The 20173-nt window shown below is 48.0% G+C and carries 19 protein-coding genes; 9 read left to right on the top strand and 10 right to left on the bottom strand.

Features of this window, described 5'->3' with window-relative positions:
* Positions 1–26: 26 nt before the first annotated feature.
* Entirely contained in the window at positions 27–881 is an 855-nt protein-coding gene (locus tag AY633_RS14910) for an SDR family oxidoreductase (protein WP_068489000.1), read from the bottom strand.
* 127 nt (positions 882–1008) lie between these two features.
* Positions 1009–2298 (bottom strand): MFS transporter, encoded by a 1290-nt coding sequence (locus tag AY633_RS14915; protein WP_068489001.1) that lies wholly within the window; start codon positions 2296–2298, stop codon positions 1009–1011.
* A gap of 217 nt (positions 2299–2515) precedes the next feature.
* On the opposite strand from AY633_RS14915, the gene AY633_RS14920 reads away from it, so the two are divergent.
* A complete protein-coding gene (locus AY633_RS14920; protein WP_068489002.1) occupies positions 2516–3745 on the top strand; it encodes a helix-turn-helix domain-containing protein in 1230 nt (409 codons plus the stop codon).
* A 187-nt stretch (positions 3746–3932) separates the two neighbouring features.
* Here the strand turns inward: AY633_RS14920 and AY633_RS14925 are convergent, their stop codons facing one another.
* The gene (locus AY633_RS14925) at positions 3933–5054 is read right to left on the bottom strand and encodes an NAD(P)/FAD-dependent oxidoreductase (RefSeq protein WP_068489003.1); all 1122 of its coding nucleotides are present in this window, start codon (positions 5052–5054) and stop codon (positions 3933–3935) included.
* Positions 5055–5212: 158 nt separating this feature from the next.
* Between AY633_RS14925 and AY633_RS14930 the strand changes: the two genes are divergently transcribed.
* The 5 genes from AY633_RS14930 to cls all read left to right on the top strand — a co-directional run bounded on the left by AY633_RS14930 (position 5213) and on the right by cls (position 10777).
* On the top strand, positions 5213–6058 hold the full coding sequence (locus AY633_RS14930; protein WP_141705941.1) for an MBL fold metallo-hydrolase: 846 nt from the start codon (positions 5213–5215) through the stop codon (positions 6056–6058).
* A gap of 157 nt (positions 6059–6215) precedes the next feature.
* Entirely contained in the window at positions 6216–7478 is a 1263-nt protein-coding gene (locus AY633_RS14935) for a glycosyltransferase (RefSeq protein WP_068489005.1), read from the top strand.
* Positions 7423–8142, top strand: a complete 720-nt coding sequence (locus tag AY633_RS14940; protein WP_253183203.1) for an HAD-IIB family hydrolase — start codon at positions 7423–7425, stop codon at positions 8140–8142. The genes AY633_RS14935 and AY633_RS14940 overlap by 56 nt, the downstream gene beginning before the upstream one ends.
* A gap of 167 nt (positions 8143–8309) precedes the next feature.
* Complete coding sequence (locus tag AY633_RS14945) at positions 8310–9140, top strand: squalene/phytoene synthase family protein (RefSeq protein WP_068489007.1); 831 nt, start codon at positions 8310–8312, stop codon at positions 9138–9140.
* A gap of 179 nt (positions 9141–9319) precedes the next feature.
* Positions 9320–10777 carry a cardiolipin synthase gene (cls, locus tag AY633_RS14950; protein WP_068489008.1) on the top strand — a complete coding sequence of 486 codons (1458 nt, stop codon included), beginning with the start codon at positions 9320–9322 and terminating at the stop codon, positions 10775–10777.
* A gap of 897 nt (positions 10778–11674) precedes the next feature.
* Here the strand turns inward: cls and AY633_RS14955 are convergent.
* Positions 11675–12538, bottom strand: a complete 864-nt coding sequence (locus AY633_RS14955) for a M15 family metallopeptidase (RefSeq protein ID WP_068489009.1) — start codon at positions 12536–12538, stop codon at positions 11675–11677.
* Positions 12539–12662: 124 nt separating this feature from the next.
* Here AY633_RS14955 and AY633_RS14960 point away from each other — a divergent pair, with 124 nt between their 5' ends.
* Entirely contained in the window at positions 12663–13814 is a 1152-nt protein-coding gene (locus tag AY633_RS14960) for a 3-phenylpropionate MFS transporter (RefSeq protein WP_068489010.1), read from the top strand.
* Positions 13815–14029: 215 nt separating this feature from the next.
* Here AY633_RS14960 and AY633_RS14965 read toward each other — a convergent pair whose 3' ends face one another.
* The 4 genes from AY633_RS14965 to AY633_RS14980 all read right to left on the bottom strand — a co-directional run bounded on the left by AY633_RS14965 (position 14030) and on the right by AY633_RS14980 (position 17255).
* On the bottom strand, positions 14030–14275 hold the full coding sequence (locus tag AY633_RS14965; RefSeq protein ID WP_068489011.1) for a hypothetical protein: 246 nt from the start codon (positions 14273–14275) through the stop codon (positions 14030–14032).
* A 49-nt stretch (positions 14276–14324) separates the two neighbouring features.
* The gene (yidC, locus tag AY633_RS14970; protein WP_068489012.1) at positions 14325–15122 is read right to left on the bottom strand and encodes a membrane protein insertase YidC; all 798 of its coding nucleotides are present in this window, start codon (positions 15120–15122) and stop codon (positions 14325–14327) included.
* Between the two features lie 142 nt (positions 15123–15264).
* Positions 15265–16050 carry an AraC family transcriptional regulator gene (locus AY633_RS14975; RefSeq protein ID WP_068489013.1) on the bottom strand — a complete coding sequence of 262 codons (786 nt, stop codon included), beginning with the start codon at positions 16048–16050 and terminating at the stop codon, positions 15265–15267.
* A gap of 308 nt (positions 16051–16358) precedes the next feature.
* The gene (locus AY633_RS14980) at positions 16359–17255 is read right to left on the bottom strand and encodes a diacylglycerol/lipid kinase family protein (RefSeq protein WP_068489014.1); all 897 of its coding nucleotides are present in this window, start codon (positions 17253–17255) and stop codon (positions 16359–16361) included.
* A 176-nt stretch (positions 17256–17431) separates the two neighbouring features.
* Between AY633_RS14980 and AY633_RS14985 the strand changes: the two genes are divergently transcribed.
* Positions 17432–18556 (top strand): MFS transporter, encoded by a 1125-nt coding sequence (locus AY633_RS14985; protein ID WP_068489015.1) that lies wholly within the window; start codon positions 17432–17434, stop codon positions 18554–18556.
* A gap of 56 nt (positions 18557–18612) precedes the next feature.
* Here AY633_RS14985 and AY633_RS14990 read toward each other — a convergent pair whose 3' ends face one another.
* The gene (locus tag AY633_RS14990) at positions 18613–19017 is read right to left on the bottom strand and encodes a hypothetical protein (RefSeq protein ID WP_068489016.1); all 405 of its coding nucleotides are present in this window, start codon (positions 19015–19017) and stop codon (positions 18613–18615) included.
* Positions 19018–19084: 67 nt separating this feature from the next.
* Positions 19085–19543 (bottom strand): GNAT family N-acetyltransferase, encoded by a 459-nt coding sequence (locus tag AY633_RS14995; protein ID WP_068489017.1) that lies wholly within the window; start codon positions 19541–19543, stop codon positions 19085–19087.
* Positions 19544–19637: 94 nt separating this feature from the next.
* Here AY633_RS14995 and AY633_RS15000 point away from each other — a divergent pair, with 94 nt between their 5' ends.
* Positions 19638–20129 (top strand): GNAT family N-acetyltransferase, encoded by a 492-nt coding sequence (locus AY633_RS15000; RefSeq protein ID WP_068489018.1) that lies wholly within the window; start codon positions 19638–19640, stop codon positions 20127–20129.
* Positions 20130–20173 lie beyond the last annotated feature (44 nt).

Below are 20173 nucleotides of genomic sequence, written 5' to 3' on the forward strand. Positions count from 1 at the left end.
TAGACTGATTGGATGCTTGAAAACCTTTAATATGGCGTGCCTCCGTTTATATGGAGTACTTGGCCTGTGACGTAGGATGAATCGTCTGAAGCTAAATACACATAACCTGGAGCTAGTTCATCGGGCTGTCCTGGCCGACCAAGCGGCGTGTTACTTCCAAAGCCCTCGACATCTTCTTCGGGGAAGGAAGCCGGAATGAGCGGAGTCCAAATCGGTCCCGGTGCCACACCGTTGACCCGGATGCCTTCTTTAGCGAGCGATCCGGATAAGGCACGAGTGAATGCCAGGATAGCCCCTTTTGTAGACGAATAATCAATGAGGCTTGGCTCGCCGCGGAAAGCGGTGATCGACGTTGTGTTGATGATCGATGCGCCTGGCTTCAAATGATCGAGGGCAGCTTTTGTTAGATGGAACATGCTGAAGACATTCGTCCGGAAAGTTTTCTCCAGCTGCTCGGCCGTAATGTCCCGAAGCGATTTTTGCACATGCTGCTCTGCGGCATTGTTGACCAGCACATCGAGTTTTCCGAATGCCTCTATCACTTTGGAGATGGCTTGCTGGCAAAATGCTTCATCACCGATATCTCCAGCGATGAGCAGGCAATTGCGCCCTTCTTTTTCGACGAGCTGTTTTGTTTCCTCAGCATCTTCATGTTCATCTAAATAGGAAATCGCTACATCTGCTCCTTCTTTTGCAAAAGCGATGGCGATGGCTCGGCCGATTCCGCTATCGCCTCCAGTGATAAGCGCGGTTTTGCCAGGCAACCGATGCGAAGCCCCTGCCAGATTCCCCTGAAAATCCGGATGCGGTTCCATTTTGTTCTCAAATCCAGGCTGGCGCTCCTGATGCTGCGCCGGCACTTTTTCCACTTTATCTGCCATCAAGTACCTCCACCTTTCTCGGGTTTCCTGTGTGTTTCGTTTTCCCCTTCCGCGTTCTCCTAAAACATGGAACCGGCGATAGGCAAAAAACCAGCTGCCCCATTCCATCCGGGCAGCTGGTTTCGATTCAGGATAAAGCTTTATGGAGCGATTTTTTTGCAAGTTCCGGGTAAGCTTCGCGAATGATGGAAGCACGCATGCTGTAAGCGGTCAAGACCAACAAGCATAGGCTGCAAGCCCATAATACATACTGTGCCGGCACCAAATCGTAAAGCAGGCCGAACAATAAGTACCCGAGCGGCATCATCGCCATTGCCATCGATTCCAAGATGCCAAAGACGCGCCCGCGGTATTCTTCGTCGACGTCTTTTTGCATCATGACCCCGATTGGCGTATTGACGAAGACGTTCGAAATGCCAAACCCGAGCATCAAGACGAGCAGATAGATGACATTCCCCCAATAGGACAAGCCGGCGACAAGCGGCAGCGACACCGCTGCGAGCAATAGCGACATGACGATAATAGCGCGTTTGGAAAATTGCAGCGGGAACCTGACTTCCTTGCGCACCGAGAAATAAATCGATGCCAGCAGCATGCCGAGCGCAATCATCGCTTCAATAAAGCCGAAATGCGTCGCTTGCACGTTTAATTGTTGGACGGCGATGAATGGCAAGCCGATCATCAAAGCGGAAAAGAAGAAATTCAAGCCGACAGCCGTTGTAACAATCACAGTGATGACGCGATTTTTACGCAAATAAGCGGCTCCTTCTTTCATGCCTTGCCAGACACCTGGCTTGTCTTTTGCCTCTTCTGCTTCAATGCGTTTCGTATAGAGCCGGAAATTCATCGTCGCTTCTAGCATTGCGGCAAGTGCATAGGCAATCACTTGAATCATCAGGAAGACGTTCATCGAGACGAAGCCGAACAGCATGCCGCCGACGACCGGCCCGCCGATCGTTGCGATAGCGAGTGCCGATTGGTTATAGCCCATCGCTTTTTGGATACGGTCAGGATCGATCAAATTAGCGATGGAAGAAGAAAAGGCGACGCTCGTAAACATGGAACTGACAGAAATCAACGCAGTCGCGGTGTAGATTGCCGCAAGTGACAGCCCATTTGACCAACTGTAAAGCAAGAGCCCACCAACAGAAACGACGCTCGCCGCTTGAGATAAGAGCACTACGGCTTTTTTTGGATAATTATCCGCGATATACCCGGCAAATGGGGCTAGCAAAGTCCGGGGCAGAATGCTGCAAATCAAATTGACGGCGAAACTGGCGGCAGAACCGGTCAAAGCCAGGACGTAGAGGCTGATACCAAATGCGTAAACCGAACTGCCAAATGTGGAAATCAATTTACTGATGGTGAATGTGTACAGATGATACGTTGCCTGTTTGATTTTACCCGCTTCGTTCATGTTACTCGCTCCCTTTTTAAAAAAGTTTAATTTAATTAAACAAAATATATCATGCTTTTATTCGCATTGCAAGAGAAAGTTTAATATAATTAAACTAATGGTAATTGCTATTTTACAGGAGAGCGACATTAATCTTCTCACTTCATTTACAATAGAAACAAAATGCGCTAAAGAACAGCACCAAGATGGTACATTATAAAAAAAAGCAGGTGAGTTTATGGCAACTTTGGGTGCACGCATTAAACAAATACGAAAAAAACAAGGCCTGACTTTGCAGGCGCTTGCCGGTGATGAGTTGTCGAAAGGCATGCTCAGTTTGATTGAGAACAATAAAGCGAATCCATCAATGGAGAGCCTTTCTTACATTGCGGAGCGGCTTGGGATTGATCGAACTGAATTGCTTCAGGAGATGCCGACCGCGGAGCTTCGATCGTTGCTTGATGAAATCGAGGAAAAACATCGCAATATCGCCGGTACAGGAGACAAAATGATAGCAGAATATGAGAAAATCGTAGAACGCATCCATCCTTACGTAGACAAGTTGCCGTTTCGCTACGAATCTGCGCGGCTTCTCGAGATTTACAGCCGCTGCTGCTATCACACGAAACGTTTCGATTGGAAGCCGGCATTTGGTCGTGCGGAAGCGATTTACGAACAGCTGCATTTGATCAATTCTGTCGCTGACCTTCATATGTTCCGTGCGCTGATGAAATTGAGTGAGCGCAGGTATGAGGAGGCACTGGAGACTTTGCAAGCATCTCGCAAGATGTTTGAAGAGCAAGCTGGTGTGCTAGATCCGTTAAAAAAACTCGACTTTGATTATTACGAATCGATTCTGTATTCCGCTACTGGAGATAAAGTAAATGCTCGCCGGCTGATGGAAGAGGCAATCACGTATTCCAAGGAACATCAGATTTTCTACCAAATTAATGCGCTGTATCGCCTGGCAGGATTTGAAGCTTTGCTTGCAGGAGATTTGGAACTCAAAAACTATTACATCGGTAAACTCCGGCTGTTCGCCGAATTTTCAGAGGACGAAGATATCACCGCTTATGCCAACGCAATCGAAATCCATTATTTCAATTCTTTCACTCATGAATATGAAAAAGCAGATCAATTGCTTGAAGAAAACCGTAAGCAAATGGGGATGGACGATTATTACTATTTGGAAAAAGGAAAAGCATTGTATGGAATGAAGCACTATGCTGAAGCACTGGATTACTTTAAACAACATCGCATGAACCCTTTTATGCCGCACCCATACGACTTATCGATGCATTATGAAAAAGAAGCTTATATGGCCTTAATCTATGAACAACTAGGTGATCACGAACAAGCAAAAGTCTACGCGCAAAAGGCAAAAGAGCTGATTGAGCCGATGCCGGACCTTCCGTATAAGCAATTCATCCTGGAGACGTACCGGAAAATTTTTGACAAGGCAGGCTGATCATTAGCGTCCACGGAAAAAACGACGGGAAAGATAAGCTTGAACTACGTGAGAGCTTATCTTTGCGAAGTAATGCCCTGCATTATTAAGCAAAAACATTCATGGGCAACCGCTTCTTCAACTACTGAGACAAGGCTTTGATTCTAGAATATAGAAAAGGCAGGAGACCCGAGTCTCCTGCCTTTTCTTATTTAAGTTCTTTGAAAGCTTCTTCAATATCATATAAGCTGACGTCGAGATCCAGGGTTTCGCCAATAGCAAGTTTCGCGAGCTGCATGCCGAGATACGGTCCCGCTGTAAGCCCTGATGCACCGAGTGCGTTGGCTGCGAACAGCTGCGTTTGCCCTGGCACTTGGCCGATAAATGGCAAGGCGCTCAGTGTGGCCGGGCGGAACCCTGTGGCTGCTCGCGTGAATTCAGCTGCGGCAAGCCCTGGCGCGACGTCCAAGGTTTTCTCCAAGATGTGAAAGATGCCGCCTGCGGTTAGTTTGTCATCGAATCCAACATTGTTCTCATGCGTCGCACCGGCAACAATGCGCCCGTCTTCAAACGGGACAATGTATTGCCCGAATGGCACCATCGCCACCGGCCAGTCGCCCGTTTCCACAGCGTCATCTTGCAAATGCAGGATCTGCGCTTTTTGTGGAACGACCTTCAAATGGAGCCCGAGCGGTTTGAATAACTCCGCTGCCCACGCTCCACCGGCAGAAATGATCCGGTCTGCCTGCATCTCTTCCCCGTTCACTTCCACGCCTGTCGCCTGCCCTTCTTCTATAAGTAGCTTGGCGTCACCTGTGATGAAACGCGTTCCTAATCGCTTGGCGGAACGAATGAGCGCATCGCGTATCGCACTGCCGTCCACACGTGCCGCCCCGCTGACATACAAAGAGCCGTAGCGATCGCCGGCATACGGGAATCGAGCTTTTGTTTGTTCCGGGGTCAGCCGTTCAAGTTCACCCATTTCCGGCGAGCCTGCTTGGCGTTCGCGCGCTTTTTGTTCCATCTTGTCGAGTTTCGATTCTTCGTGGATGCTGACGATGCCCACTTGCTTATAGCCGGTCTCTTTCTCCCCGAGTGCTTCGAGTTCTTTAATAAGAACCGGGTAATAAGCAGCGCCATTTGACGCGAGACGGTACCAGGCCTGGTTGCGCCGTTGGGAGATCCACGGGCAGACAATCCCTGCTGCCGCGCCGGTTGCCTGGCCACGGTCCGCCCGGTCAATCAATGTGACGCTATTCCCTGCTTTTGCTGCGTAGTATGCTGCACTCGCCCCGACAATGCCAGAGCCGATGATGACGATAGACTTCATTTTTCTGCACCTTGCTTCCTTGACAATCTTTTGTCCATTCTATCGAATTGTGTCAGGAGACTCAAATCCGGCTGAGCTGGATTTGAAATTTACATTTCGGGTAAAGCAATCATATGAAGAAAATCTAATGGATGAATTTGAAGGAGGAATCAATCGTTATGGAACGTAGCACTGAAACCGAAGCTCCCTTGCCAATCACATCGATACGCAGCGGTTCGGGCATCGAAATTGCTCCGGATGCGTATTGCTACACGACGAAAATTTCCAATGTCTTCTTAATCGGCAACCCCGCCACCAGCCCGCAATGGGTGTTGGTGGATGCTGGCATGCCACATTCCGCGGAAAAGATTTTAAAGGAAGCAGAAAAACGTTTCGGCCCCGATCAACAATTGCAGGCAATCTTGCTGACGCACGGACACTTCGACCATGTTGGCGCACTTATCGACATCCTTGAAAAGCATCCCGTCCCAGTCTATGCACATCCAAACGAAATTCCTTACTTGAATGGAAGCGAAGATTACCCAGAGCCTGATTCCAGCGTAGAAGGCGGGATGGTCGCGAAAATCTCCAAGACTTTCCCCGTCAAAGCAATCGATATTTCCGAACACCTGGTTGAACTTCCCCCAGATGGCAGCATTCCGAACTTACCGAATTGGCGCTGGCTCCATACCCCTGGCCATACAAAAGGCCATGTCTCGTTCTTTAAGGACGCTGGCCGCGTACTGATCGCGGGAGATGCATTTGTCACAGTCAAGCAGGATTCCCTTTATAAAGTGATGCGCCAGAAAAAAGAAGTCCACGGCCCACCGGTGTATTTAACGACCAATTGGCGTGTTGCCTGGGAATCAGTGTCGAAACTTGCAGATCTGAAACCGTCTTACGCCGCTACCGGCCACGGCAAACCGATGAAAGGTTCCGCCTTGGCTAAAGGCCTTGTCGAACTGGCGAATCAGTTTCCGGATGTCGCCGTTCCAGCCCACGGAAAATTTGTCCATACGAAATGACCGGTTGAAAGAGCGCTTTGACAGGCGCTCTTTTTTTAATGAAGAAAAGTTTTGGAACTTTTCAGAAACCCTGTTTATCATTCCCTAAATATGGGTATAGATAATATGCACTCCCGCCTTTTGTGGGGGAGGAACTAATGAACGGAGATGAACGACAATGACTAAACAAGTGCTTTTTGTATCAGACCATGGCGATCCTTTGGCAAAGCTCGGCGGGAAACAAGCAGGCGGCCAAAACAATTACGTCAAGCAACTGGCACTCGCTCTTGAAAATAGAGGGTGGCAAGTTGATGTCGTTACCCATTGGTGCGATGAAAATGCCCCACAAATTGAACATTTCGGCGAACACTGCCGAGTGATCCGTGTCGAAGCAGGCGTTAAAGGATTCGTTTCGAAAAATGAAATGTACTCCATGCTTCCGGCTTTTTATGAAGAAATGAAGCGCTTATTGCCGCTTTCAACTTATGATATCGTCCATACCCATTATTGGCTGTCAGGATTGATCGGCAAGAAACTCAAAGAAGAATTCGGCTTGCCTTACATCCATACTTCTCATTCACTCGGCTGGGCTAAAGAAGAAGCAACCGGCACCCATGATGCCCGCCGCGAAAAAGCGGAAGAAACCGTACTCGCCCATAGCGACCACATCCTGGCGACAACCAATACAGAAAAGCAAGTGATCAAAGAAAACGTCCCTGCTGCTTCTCCCATCTCAGTAATCCCCATCGGAGTCGACGAGGCGTTCCGCGTCCGCGGCAGCCGTCATCACATCCGAAAAAAATTCGGCTACGAAGACCCTCTCTTCGTCTTTGCAGGCCGTCTCGAAGCGACCAAAGGCATTTTCACTTTATTGAAAGCCTTCAAGCTTCTTGCGGAAAAAAGCCGAGACCGCTATACGCCTGAACTAGTGATTGCCGGCGGCGAACCCGATGCGATCGATTCGAAAACAGGCTTGCCGAAAGACCCGGAACTGCGCCAAGCAGTGAAAGGCATCGAACAGCATGTCCGCTTTGTCGGGCCTAAAGACCAGGAGCAATTGGCCTTGCTGTTCAACTCAGCTACCGCTACCATCGTTCCAAGTTTCTACGAATCGTTCGGCATGGTCGCAGCCGAAGCACAAGCTTGCGGCAGTCCTGTCATCGCCTCGAAAGTCGGCGGTTTGAAGAATGTCGTGGAAGATGGCGTCAGCGGCTTGCTCGTTAAAGCACAGAACGAAATCGACCTGGCGATTGCCATGGAAGTGCTATCCGTCAACTCGTTGCTGGTGGAGCGCCTGAGCCGCCAAGCGGTGCGCATCGCCCGCAAAGATTTCAATTGGGAAAGCATTTCGAAAAAAATAAATACATTGTATGAGGTGATGATCCGTGAACGGAGCAACGCACTTGCTGGCGACCGACCTGGACGGAACCTTAGTCGGTGATAGAGCCGGGCTCCAGGAATTGCTGGATTTTTATGAACAGCAGCCTTACGAAGTCGGCTTGATCTACATCACCGGCCGCCATCTTGCTTCTGCGCGCCAGCTGATCGCAGATGAAGGGCTTCCGATTCCACACGCGCTTGTTACGGATGTCGGCACTGAAATCTATACAGGGGGCGACTTCCAGAAAGACGAAAAATGGGAAGCACGCCTGATGGAAGAATGGAAACCCCAGCACGTCGAAAAGCTGGCGCAGTCCATCGATGGGCTGACGCCACAAGAACTTCCTGTGAACAGCCGCCGCTCCTATCACGTTACCGATGCCCAAGCGGTCGAGCAATTCCGTACCCTGCTCGAAGCCCAATCAGTCCCGCATAAATTGATCTTCAGCGGCGGCAAGGATTTGGATATCCTTCCCCCTGCAAGCGGAAAAGGCCAGGCGCTCAGCTATTTGCTTGAACGCCACGGCATTTCCGATGCGAAACTATTGGTTGCTGGCGATTCCGGAAATGATTTGGAAATGTTGACACTCGGCTTTCCTTCCGTCATTGTCGGAAACGCCCAGCCAGAACTCAAGAACCACGAAGAGCATCCGCTCATTTTCCGTGCGAACCGCCATTGTGCCGGTGGAATTTACGAAGCATGGAACCATTTCCATGCAGACTGAACCCTTTGGAGAACTCGTTTCTTCCAAAGGGTTTTCTTTTTGCCCTATAGGTAATCATTTGTTTTTTCAGCCATTTCGTTTATATTTAGAGGGAAGACATTTTACGAATCAGGTGGGCCAAGCCCATACATAAGCACGTTAAAATTTTACGTAAAGGAGGACTGAAGATGAGCAAAGTCGCCAATCTCCAAAAAGAATCACTCGCGATGCTGAAACAAACGAGCCGGACCTTTTTCATTCCGATCAGCTTTTTGGATCCTGTCCTGAAGAAAACCGTCGGCTCCGCCTATTTGTGCATGCGCGCAATCGATGAAATCGAAGACCATCCCGAGCTTCCTGCTGAAGTGAAAGCGTCTCTTCTGCGCTCCATCCAACATATGCTTGAAACAGGGATTGATGAAACAGAATATGCTGCACTTGTCGCCCCTTACTCGGATTATTTGCCGTCCGTAACAATGCGTTTGCCGGATTGGGTCGAAGTCTGCCCACCCGAAATCCGCGGAAAAGTGCTCGAATCAACAGCCATTATGGCAGGCGGAATGGCCAAATGGGTTGAAAAAGACTGGGTCATTCATACGCGTGAAGATCTTGATGACTACACTTATTATGTTGCCGGACTTGTCGGCGTCATGCTCTCCGACCTGTGGAGATGGCATGATGGCACCGAAACCGATACAGAACTTGCCATCGGTTTTGGCCGCGGTTTGCAGGCTGTCAATATGCTGCGCAATTACGACGAAGACTACGAACGCGGCGTGACATTCGTTCCAGACGGCTGGACACGCGATGATATGTTCAGCTATGCACGCGAGAACCTGTCGCAAGCAGATCATTACGTAAAATCCATTAAAAACAAACGCATCCTCATGTTCTGCAAAGTGCCGCTCGCACTGGCCCATAGCACCTTAAAAGCGCTCAAATCCGGCAAGGAAAAAATGAGCCGTCAGGAAGTCGAAGGCATCGTTGAACAATTAAAAGAAGAAGAACGCCTCAGTTAAATAAAACTGCACTCTATTCCGCAGAGTGCAGTTTTTTGTAGTGTTTAAAATGATATAGAATTTAATTTCTATTAATAACAAAATAAGTAATTTTTATCCACCCAGCTCTTCCTTTCTTTCGCTTACACAACTAGTCTATACTAGAAGCATTAAACAACTATCCCCAAAGGAGAATGGCCATGACCGTCACCATTATCAGTGTATTGACCGCTGCAATCTTCATCCTCAATATTTTCTTGGCAGCGGCACTGGTGTTTTTGGAACGCCGGGATGCTTCTTCTACGTGGGCATGGTTATTGGTGCTGTTCTTTATCCCGATTGCCGGCTTCTTTATCTACCTCTTACTTGGGCGCAAGCTGCGTCAAAAAAAGCTTTTTAAATGGGAGGAAGGCCGGAAACGGATCGGGATTGAAAGCCTGATTGCCCACCAAATGAACGAAATCCACGACGGGACTTTTCCGTTTCAAGACGTCAGCACGAAAGATTACAGCAATTTGATTTACCTGCACCTGCGCAATAATGGCGCTTTACTGACCCAAAACAATCAGGTGAAAATTTTCAACGACGGCCGGGAAAAATTCGATGCCCTCATTCGGGATATCGAACAGGCACAGGACCATATCCACATCCAATACTATATTTTTCGGTTGGACCAGCTCGGCAATCGCATCATGAACGCCTTGCTCGCCAAAGCGAAACAAGGCGTAAAAGTGCGCTTGCTGTACGATGATATGGGCTCTCGCAGTTTGAGCAAGCGCCATTTCAAGGAGTTCTCCGCAGCGGGCGGCGAAGTGGAAACCTTCTTCCCTTCCATGATGCCGATCATCAATCCCCGGCTGAACTACCGCAATCACCGGAAAATCGTCGTGATCGATGGCAAAGTAGGCTATATCGGCGGCTTTAATGTCGGAGAGGAATACCTTGGGCTCAACCGCCGCTTCGGCTATTGGCGCGATACGCATCTCCGCCTAGAAGGCAATGCCTTGTACCCGCTGCAGACCCGGTTTATCCTTGACTGGAACCAAGCATCTTCGCGGCACGATATCGAATACGATGAAGCTTATTTTCCGCCGCAACCCGAAGCAGGATCGACTTCGATGCAAATTGTCTCCAGCGGGCCCGATGAGGAATGGGAACAAATTAAAGATGGCTATTTAAAGCTGATTCACTTGGCACGTGAATACATTTACATCCAGACGCCTTATTTCATTCCGGATGCGAGCTTCTATGACGCCCTCCGCATCGCTGCCTTATCCGGCATCGATGTGCGCATCATGATTCCGAACAAGCCGGATCATCCATTTGTCTACTGGGCGACCTATTCCTATGCCGGGCAGATGCTGCGGGCGGGTGCGCGGGTATTCATTTACGACAATGGTTTTCTTCATACAAAAATGATCGTCATCGACGACGAAGCATCCACGGTCGGGACAGCGAATATCGATGTCCGCAGCTTTAAGCTGAATTTCGAAGTGAATGCCTTTATTTACGACGAGAAAGTATCGATGGAACTTGCCGATATGTTTAGGCAGGATACCGAGTTGTCCTCGGAGCTGACTTATGAAATGTATATGGCGAGAACCCGCTTGATCAAATCGAAGGAATCCATCGCCCGATTGTTGGCGCCGATTCTGTAATTAAACCAATGAACGCCCTTTCCATATGGAAGGGCGTCTTTTTCGTTTTGTGAGTTGTAGTTGTGATGGAGTCTTAGCATCAGAAAAAGATAGTGGAAATGTATGAAGGTGGAGATTACGCTCCAGGGAGGACGCTTGCCGGGGGGCGGGCGTCGAACCCTTGCGGCAAGCCGCATAGGTTTCGCCAGTCCCGCGCGGTCCCCCAGGCGTCGCCTCCCTTCCGCTTCATCTCTAGTTTTAAAGAAAAAATGAAATATTTCCGGTACTGAACTTAGTTTGAATAATTCGGGTCAGCTTCGTAAGTCCAAATTGAATGCCCATAGTAATTTTATAACTATCAAGACTAGCTAAGCGTCTCCACCAGCGGATGCTTCCAATCAACAGCGACACTTTCTCGCACCTAACGTACAATGAAATCTAACAGCCGAACCGCGCACACGGCCGAGCCGTAGCCATAAGACAAGTGTTCTTCTTGGCTCATGGCGAAAGGCCAGCCCCAAGCGGGAGGCGGTTACTACCAGACGAAATAATCACAGCTGATTCATCTCACTATCAAGTCCAGCTAAGCGTCGACACTAGCGGATGAAACCAATAAAATGTGAATCTTCTTCGCACACCACCTCCAATGAAATCGAAAAGCCGAACCGCGTACACGGGCGAGCCGTGGCCATAAGACAAGTGTTCTTCTTGGCTTATGGCGAAAGGCCAGCCCCAAGCGGGAGGCGGTTACTACCAGACGAAATAATCACAGCTGATTCATCTCACTATCAAGTCCAGCTAAGCGTCGACACTAGCGGATGAAACCAATTAACAGTGACACTTCCTCACAAATAATATCCAAACAAAAACCGGCCGCTCCCCTTTTCAGGAAAACGGCCGGTCCTATTTATTTGCTACTTAGATTCCCAAATACTCTTCCAAGGTGATGTTCTGCTTATAAATCGCCGTCGCCGCTTCTTTCCCAACATAGCGGAAATGCCACGATTCGTGCATATATCCGGTGATCTGCTCTTTTCCTTCTGGATAGCGCAGGATAAAGCCATAATTATGGGCGTTTTCTTTTACCCATTTGCCGCCTGCCGTGTCGCCGAACGACGCCGATGCCCAGTGCTGTTCTTGTCCAGCTTCGCCGATGTCAAAAGCGAGGCCTGTCTGGTGTTCAGAAAACCCAGGGCGCGCGCTATAACGGTCAGCTGCTGCCTGTCCGTCTTTTGCGACATAGCCTTCGTACAATTGCTTCTGGCGGTCGAATGCGCGGTACGTGCTGAAGGCGGTCAATTGCAGCCCGTCTTTTGCGGCGGCTTGTGCCATGGAGTCAAATGCAGCACGAGCCTCCGCGTTTTCTCCTGGAGCATAGGTTTCCGGTAGCGGGTGCTGTTTATTCGCTAGCAAGATGCCTTTGACGATCGTTGGTTCTGCTGGCAATTGATCGATATCCGGATAAACGGTTGCGTCTTTCGGTGTCGCTTCAGGAGCCTCTTCTTTCGGTTCCTCTGGTTGTGTCTCAGGCTGTTCGGTTTCTTCTGGTGCCGGTTGTTCGTCTTTCACTGGCGCTTCCTCCTCTGCCGGGGCTTCTTGCTCGGTTTCTGCCGGTTGTTCCGTAAAGGCTCGCGCCAATGCTTGCATGCTTTCTTCTGTATCCCAATTGTGCATCGAAAGCCAAACTGCGGCAATGGCTGCCCAGATTGCTGTCATAGCGATCACCATCCATTTTATATAAAATTTCTTATCGAATTCGGTTTTCTTTTTTGTGGGTTTCATGGGCTGGCCAACTTTCCTGTCAATTCCTTTTCCATTCTATCATTTTCTTACCGGAAATTCCCCTGGGGCGAAAATATTTCGGTATACTTTAATCAGACTTCTGGAAAAGAGTGGAGATTTACTTATGCACAATCAAAAATGGCTTTCACTGAATTTTTTCGCGTTTTTCTTTACATGGGGCGTCTTTTTGCCTTATTGGACCGGCTGGCTGACGAATGAAAAAGAGCTGAGCGTTTCAGCTGCCAGCGTCATCATGGGGACCGGCATGGTCGCGCGCTCGCTGTCGACTTTGTTCTTCTTCCCGCTTCTGACCCGGCTTTTTTCGCTCGGTCGTTTGATGCAACTTCTCGCCATTGCTTCGTTTATCGTCATGGCAATCTACATCCCAGCCAATTCTTATACGCTTTTGTTCATCATCACCTTCGCCTTCAGCTTTATCTACCCGAACCTATTGCCGGCGATGGAAAGCGGCGCGACTGTCTTGATGCAGACCGATCGCATTCATTACGGCAAAAGCCGTTCGTACGGTTCGCTTGGCTACACAATCGCCTTATTGATTGTCGGAGCTGCTACCGCAATGTGGCAAGAGCAGGCGATTTTATGGATCATGCTTGCGGGCTTGCTGTTGATGGCGACTACGCAATCGCTCGTGTCTCCGGTTCCACTGCAGTCAAAGCCCGCACCGAGAACAAAGAAAGGGCCAAGTGCTACGGCAGAACTGCTGAAATCCAAAGGGTTTTTAACCATACTCCTCGTATCCATCCTGCTGCAAGGAGCGCATGCGGCGTATTATAATTACGGCTTTATCTATCTTCAGGACATCGGCGTCAACAGTTTTTATATCGGCTTGATTTTAAACGTAGCGGTGATTTTCGAAATCGTCTTTTTCGTCAAAGCCGATACGCTATTCGAAAAATGGTCGGTATCTTCCATGTTCTTGCTTGCAGGCATTGGCTCGACCTTGCGCTGGATTTTGATTTTCCTGTTCCCATCGGTCTGGGTGTTCATTTTGACACAGACCCTTCACGCCGTGTCTTTCGGTGTTGCTCATTTCGCCTTTATCCGCTATATCTTCCAAAAGCTCGATCCGGTCAATATCCCATCGGCACAGGGCATGTATGCCGCCCTTGGCATGAGCTTAAGTGTCGCATTGCTGACGTTTGCCGGCGGCTATCTATACGAGATCGCTCCGGGCTATGCGTTTCTCGGGATGGCCGCATCATCTTTCCCGGCCGTCTTGCTCGTATTGTTAACGCGTAAACGCCTTGCTTATTAAAAATAATTAAAAATCATACCCCGACCCCCTTAACAGTGTTCACTGCTGCGAATCATTTGGCATAACTGTTAAGGGAGCTGGGAATTTTGAAAAAAATATCAAAGCATGACCTGCTGACCCTCATGAGTCAGTTGGATTTTCTATTGGAAGAACGCAAAAAAGATAAACATCATTATACAGAAACAGCACAGGCTAATTAGCCTGTGCTGTTTTTTCTAGATAAAGATCACAATGGCGACAACTACAAACAAAACAGCAAAGAGGATCGCCATACCTTTCGTCCATTTTGCCTCGCGGGCCATGCCCATTTCTTTCATTTGCTTGTAGCGGAACGTGTTCGTCAAGACGAACAAGAGTGTCATAAACAAGACGGCGATTTCCATGCTGCCCATGAACAAGAAGACAATTGCCAATATGCTGAGCAGCAAAATCAAGACGCCTTGCAAAATTTTCGGATTCATCACTGATCTCCCCTGAAAAAAAAGCCGGCAGCTGCGCCGGCTTTTTTGATTATTTTTTCTCTTCGATTGTTTCCGTTTCTTCAACCGATTCCAATGCTTTTTCTGGATGCGACGAATAGAATTTCCGCCCAATAAACGTTTGAATAATCAACAAGATCCCGCCGACTGCCCAGTAAACAGGCAATGCCGCCATCGATGTGAACGAGATGAACATGATCATGATCGGAGACAGGTAGATGAAGAATTTCATCTGCTTTTGCTGCTGTTCCGGCATGGTCCATAGCGACACTCTGGCTTGGAAGAAGTACACAGCCCCCGCGATCAAGGTCATAGCGATATCGGGTGAACCGAGGTTGAACCAAAGGAATTCGTGAGAGCGTACATCCGGCGAATAGAGAATCGCAAAGTACAAGCCCATGATGATCGGCATTTGAATGACGACCGGCAAACAGCCCATATTGAGCGGATTGACGTCATGCTTTTTGTAGAGCCCCATCATTTCCTGCTGAAGTTTCATTTGCTCTTCTTTTTCCTTTGTTTCTTTCAAGCGCTTCTGGATGTCTTCCATTTCCGGGCGCATTTTATCCATCTTGACTTTCATTCCTTGCTGGCGCTTATACGTGCGCAGCATAAATGGCATCAAGACGAGGCGGATGATGATCGTGATGACCACAATCGCCATACCATAGCTTCCTCCGAAGAGATTGCCTAAATAATCGAGCGAGAAATCAAATGGTGCTACAAAAATCGAGTAGAAAAATCCTTCTTTGTTTTCAACTGCTGAACAGCCGCTTAAAAATGCAATCGTTGCCGCAAGCATGAGCAGTAATGTAAGTTTCTTTTTCACGTTTGTCACCTTCACCTTTTTGGACTACTAAGAAGTATAACGATATGAGCGCAAAAATTCAATGCACTGTCCACAGACTGGCTGCTTTTTTCATTTCTTGTGACGAAAATTAGGCATAAAAAAAAGGAGAATAACTTCTCCTTTATTTGGCATTTGGCAAAGTGTAACGGAAATAAGGAATGTGTTGGCTGTCACGGAATTGCTTTGGCGTTACCGAGGTATACTTTTTGAAAATCCGTGTGAAATAGCTCTGGTTGCAGAAATGGAACTGCTTAGAGATTTCAGAGATTCCTTTATTCGAATGGCGCAAATAATATTGTGATTCTTCGACGCGTCGCACGTTCAAGTATTCCACCAAGGTGATTCCTGCATGTTCACGGAAAATACGCGACAAATGGCTCGTGGAAATATTGAAGTGTTTGGCAATTTCCTCTACCGACAAATCACGTTCAACTTCATCGTTAATGAAAATGACGACTTTATTGACGGTTTGGTGGCCAAAGGATGGCTGTTTACGTTCTGAGATGATCGATGTGAAAAACTCGATCAGTTCATCGGCTACGTACATGAACTCCGAATCGTTCATATGCTTATCAACCAATTCGACACATGCTGCGTTAAACGCGAACGCTTTTTTCGGTGGGACGCGCATCTCATACAATTTGCGTGCCATCACGGACGATAAAATGATGTAGTAATTGCGGACGGTTCGGATAATGTCTTTTCCAGCGTGAAGGGCGAGCATGTCGATCAATTCACGCAATGTTTCTTTGGCACGATCTTTCTCCAAATTGTGGATTTCGTGCATCAATTGAGTCTCCACTTCAAAAAAACGTTCCAGCCCCTCCAGCTGCGTGACGTTTTCAGTTTCGTTCATAAAGATTCTGGAAATGGTTTCCTGAATGGATGGTGTTTCGAGTATATTCATCTTCTCCCCGGCTTTCTATGTGAAAAATTTAACGAACTGCTTCTTCTAATAAACTGCTTGAATAAATAATAATAATAGCGTTTTACAGATAATTTTACAAGTTTTTAAGTAAATTGAGCTAATTTTTTTTACAAATGTATGACATCAGTAACAGTTAAAACCAATTATACACTTATCTGTACGTTTCAGCGATGAAAAAGTTCCGATTTCCAATGTTTTTACAAAAAAATAAAAACAGGCCAACTGGAACGCGCGTTCTACACCAGCCTGCGGGTATACCCGGCAAATGATATTGCCAGAAAGCGCAGCTATTGATCGGTTTCTCCGGGAACGACCGCTCGAATATGGCTCGGCATGATTTCAATATCAAAAGGCGTGGTGCTTCCTTCGTCGCCGTCGATATTGCACGACAGCGACTCACTCGTACGAATCGAGACATGCGTCGTGTGAATGGCTTGCACTGCTGGGTCTTTTTCGAATTTGCCACGGACCAGGGCAGTCGCCATACGGGCAAATGCCGGAAGCGCAGCATTTTCCACAATGTATAGGTGAAGCAGTCCGTCGTCTGTTAAGGCCTCCGGTGCCAACTTTTCAAAGCCACCAACAGAATTAGTCAAGGCCACCAGAACGAGTTTGGCTTCCCCTTCCCATGTTCCATGGTCATGTTCAATGACAAATGTAGTGACTTCATCAGAAGCGACTGCCTTGACGCCTTCGACAAAGTAAGCGAACGCGCCGAGCTTGGTCTTTTGCTCTGCATCCACTTCGTAGGTCGATTCAGCAATCTCACCGATCGCCAGGATATTCATGAAGTATCGATCTCCGACTTTTCCGATGTCTACGCGTTTTTCGCGTCCCGTTTTCAAACCTTCAATCGCTTCCTCTGGATCCAATGAAATGCCGAGCGCACGCGCAAAGTCGTTCACTGTACCGAGCGGCACCAATCCAAAGAGCGGTTCGTGTTGCTTTTCAGCCAATCCCGAAACCGCTTCGTTGATCGTTCCGTCGCCGCCCATCGCCACGACAAGATCATAGCTGTTTTCGCAAGCTTCCTCAGCAAAATGCGTGGCATCTCCTGGCCCTGTCGTTTCACGGGTATCGGCTTCGTAGCCCATTTCAATTAAGGTTTTCTCTGCAAAATCTTTATAATCTGCCGCTTTTTCCTTCCCTGAAGAAGGATTCCATATGAACATCGCTTTTTTCATCTTTTTCCCTCCGGTGCTATAATAAGGTCATGTGTTTCAATACCCTAAACAAAGCAAAAGCTAATCCACCTTGCCGCATTTATTTCTGTTTAGTCCAGCGGCTCTAGCTTGCGCAGGTAATGTTGAAATTGGCAGTTCCACGCACCAATACACCTTAAAGGAAGTTGGGAACCCCTTTGCGCTTGTTCATTTATCTTATCATCTTCTTTGCATTTTTCGACTTATTTGCCCAGCTGCCGATCATCAGCCCATTTGCGGTATCACTTGGCGCTGGCCCATTCCTAGCAGGCCTTGCCGTCGGAATGTATTCGTTGTCGAACACTTTCGGCAATATCATCTCTGGCATCTTTTCCGACCGCAAAGGACCATTCGCCGTTCTATTAGCAGGTCTTGTGGCGACTAGTGCCGCGCTATTTGCATATAACTTGGCGGATGGCCCTTACAGTCTTCTTGCCGTTCGCTTTGTTCATGGCTTAGCGGCAGGATTGACGGTTCCAGCCGCCTTCACTTATTTAGCGAATCGCACCGATCACAGCCGCCGTGGCAAAAACGCAGCGATTTCCGGTGCGTTCGTCGGCCTCGCCGCTATTATCGGCCCAGCTTACGGAGCGATTTACACAGGACAGGGCAGCGTTCCTGAGACGATGGCTGCGACTGGCTCATTGATTGGTCTTCTTGCGATTGCTGCGTTCTTATTGCTGCGGACGCATCGAGTGAACAAGAAAAAAGAGAATTCAGCCGCTAATCGTCAAGCTTTCCACTGGAATCCAGGACTCTATCGATCTTTTTCGGGTGCATTCTTCTTAATGTTTTCACAAGGTGTGCTTGCTTATATGCTGCCGTTGAAAGTGGAATCGCTCGGCCTTCCCTCTCAGTTAAGCGGCTTGCTCTTAAGCGCATTCGGCTTATCGGCTATCCTCGTCTTTCTGTTGCCCATCAACCGCCTGTTCGATGCCGTTCGTCCGATTATTACCTTGGTCCTCGGTTTTTCCGTCATGGGAGCCTCGCTGTTCGCGCTCGCCAATATCTCAACAGAACCGCTTTTATATGCTGCGATGTGTGCGTATGGCTTCGGGTTTGCGCTGTTGTTCCCATCGATCAATTCCTTATTAATTGATGCCACAGAATATGCTTCAAGAGGCCGTGCTTATGGATATTTCTACGCCTTCTTCTCGATCGGTGTCGTAGCGGGGTCTGGGGTCACCGGAGCCTTGGCGCTTTCTGCAGATAGCGGTTTCTTATTCAGTGGCTCACTCTTATTGCTGGTTGCTTTGGCCAATTGGCTAACGCTCAAACGATAACCCCTTGGTCCATAAAAAAACCGCCTTGGCATCTATGCCAAGGCGGTTTTTGGAACTTACAACTTATCGGTATTCAAACGCGGCTCAGATGAAACTGAATCCGTGTTTTCTGATTTTTCTTTGCTGTCGTCATTCGAAGAAAGCTTTGCATCGTCATTGTCTTCTTTCTTCTCTTTCTGTTCTTTTTCGTTATAGTATTGCACGGTTGCTTGCGTTCCCCCCTCTGCCGTCATCTTGTTTTCTTGCAGGTCGGTTTTGTCCAAGCCTTCGTCTTTTTGATCTTGCTGTTTGTTGTTTTGATCCAAGTTTTGAGATTCCATATACTCATTCACCTTCGCTTTCACGTCATTAAATGCAACCGTCGCTTTTTCTCGGTTTTCTGGTTTTTTGAAATATGCATATGCACCAGCTGCAAGTCCCGCCAAAAGCAGGCCTCTGCCGCCACCTTTTTTCCTAGCCATTTGCAGCACTCCTTTTACTTTTCTTATTACCTCTTGTTTACCCTAATTGTTCAAAGCTAATCACGGTTCATCCAGCTATTTTTCCAGTTGAGCGCTTCATGTCGATATGCGGGATCCCGTCATCATCGTAAACTCCCGATATTGCTTCAAAACCGAACGAGCCATAAAATTCCTTTAAATACACTTGTCCTTGCAATTGAATCTCAGGTTCTTGCCATTGTTCGTCGATATAATGAATCGAGCGTTCAAGAAGTTCTTTTGCCAATCCGCGGCCACGCGCTTCTTTTCTTACGATTACACGGCCGATTGACGGCGCATCGTATTTCTTCCCTGCCGGTACTAGCCGTGAATAAGCCAGCACTTCCCCATCTTCTTCGTAAACGATGTGAGTAGACACTTCGTCTAGGCCGTCCAATTCCGGATAAGGGCAATTCTGTTCTACCACAAATACTTCGACACGAAGCTTTAATATATTGTATAATGCTTGTGCTGTGAAATCGTCAAATTGACAGTATTTCCACGCCATAATCAATCGCCTCCTGTCATTTCATTATTCCACATCGATGGCTATTCAGGCTAGAGTTTGATATGATAGCAAAAATAATTCCAGAGGTGATCGCATGATTCGCACAGGTACACCGGCAGATATCGAGTCTGTACGGGAAATCGCGCACATTAGCTGGAATGATACGTACGAAGGGATCATTCCATCTCCTATACAACAGAAGTTTTTGGAGCAATCTTACTCCACCCCCATGCTTGAAATGCGCATGGAACGGACGATCCTGTTGCTTGCCGAACAAGACGGGCAAGCTGTGGGCTTCGCCAATTTCACAAAAGTCGACGAAGACGGCGATGCCGAATTGATTGCCATGTACATGAAACCCGAGCATCAACGTTCAGGCTTTGGCAAACAGCTATTGTCGGATGGGTTGTCGCGCTTAAAAGGCGGCCAGCAATTATTCGTCTATGTGGAAAGCGATAACCAAAAAGGCCGCAATTTCTACGAAGCGAACGGCTTTCTTTTGCTTGAAGAGTTTGAGGAATTGTTCGAAGGGCACCCCCTTCAGACAGCGAAATACGTTTTCAATCTCTCAAGCCAGGCACAATAAGCCCATACCTGCATAAAAACCCCCTCGAATTCGTTCGAGGGGGT

The sequence above is a fragment of the Planococcus maritimus genome, assembly GCF_001592825.1.
Taxonomy (GTDB): domain Bacteria; phylum Bacillota; class Bacilli; order Bacillales_A; family Planococcaceae; genus Planococcus; species Planococcus maritimus_C.

What these genes read in the sequence shown, in the direction of transcription:
- AY633_RS15000 (WP_068489018.1), top strand. Translation starts at nt 19,638, where the DNA reads ATGATTCGCACAGGTACACCGGCAGATATCGAGTCTGTACGGGAAATC.
- AY633_RS14920 (WP_068489002.1), top strand. Translation starts at nt 2,516, where the DNA reads ATGGCAACTTTGGGTGCACGCATTAAACAAATACGAAAAAAACAAGGC.
- AY633_RS14995 (WP_068489017.1), bottom strand. Translation starts at nt 19,543, where the DNA reads ATGGCGTGGAAATACTGTCAATTTGACGATTTCACAGCACAAGCATTA.
- AY633_RS14955 (WP_068489009.1), bottom strand. Translation starts at nt 12,538, where the DNA reads ATGAAACCCACAAAAAAGAAAACCGAATTCGATAAGAAATTTTATATA.
- AY633_RS14930 (WP_141705941.1), top strand. Translation starts at nt 5,213, where the DNA reads ATGGAACGTAGCACTGAAACCGAAGCTCCCTTGCCAATCACATCGATA.
- cls (WP_068489008.1), top strand. Translation starts at nt 9,320, where the DNA reads ATGACCGTCACCATTATCAGTGTATTGACCGCTGCAATCTTCATCCTC.
- AY633_RS14980 (WP_068489014.1), bottom strand. Translation starts at nt 17,255, where the DNA reads ATGAAAAAAGCGATGTTCATATGGAATCCTTCTTCAGGGAAGGAAAAA.
- AY633_RS14935 (WP_068489005.1), top strand. Translation starts at nt 6,216, where the DNA reads ATGACTAAACAAGTGCTTTTTGTATCAGACCATGGCGATCCTTTGGCA.
- AY633_RS14975 (WP_068489013.1), bottom strand. Translation starts at nt 16,050, where the DNA reads ATGAATATACTCGAAACACCATCCATTCAGGAAACCATTTCCAGAATC.
- AY633_RS14990 (WP_068489016.1), bottom strand. Translation starts at nt 19,017, where the DNA reads ATGGCTAGGAAAAAAGGTGGCGGCAGAGGCCTGCTTTTGGCGGGACTT.
- AY633_RS14910 (WP_068489000.1), bottom strand. Translation starts at nt 881, where the DNA reads ATGGCAGATAAAGTGGAAAAAGTGCCGGCGCAGCATCAGGAGCGCCAG.
- AY633_RS14965 (WP_068489011.1), bottom strand. Translation starts at nt 14,275, where the DNA reads ATGAATCCGAAAATTTTGCAAGGCGTCTTGATTTTGCTGCTCAGCATA.
- AY633_RS14915 (WP_068489001.1), bottom strand. Translation starts at nt 2,298, where the DNA reads ATGAACGAAGCGGGTAAAATCAAACAGGCAACGTATCATCTGTACACA.
- AY633_RS14925 (WP_068489003.1), bottom strand. Translation starts at nt 5,054, where the DNA reads ATGAAGTCTATCGTCATCATCGGCTCTGGCATTGTCGGGGCGAGTGCA.
- AY633_RS14945 (WP_068489007.1), top strand. Translation starts at nt 8,310, where the DNA reads ATGAGCAAAGTCGCCAATCTCCAAAAAGAATCACTCGCGATGCTGAAA.
- AY633_RS14960 (WP_068489010.1), top strand. Translation starts at nt 12,663, where the DNA reads ATGCACAATCAAAAATGGCTTTCACTGAATTTTTTCGCGTTTTTCTTT.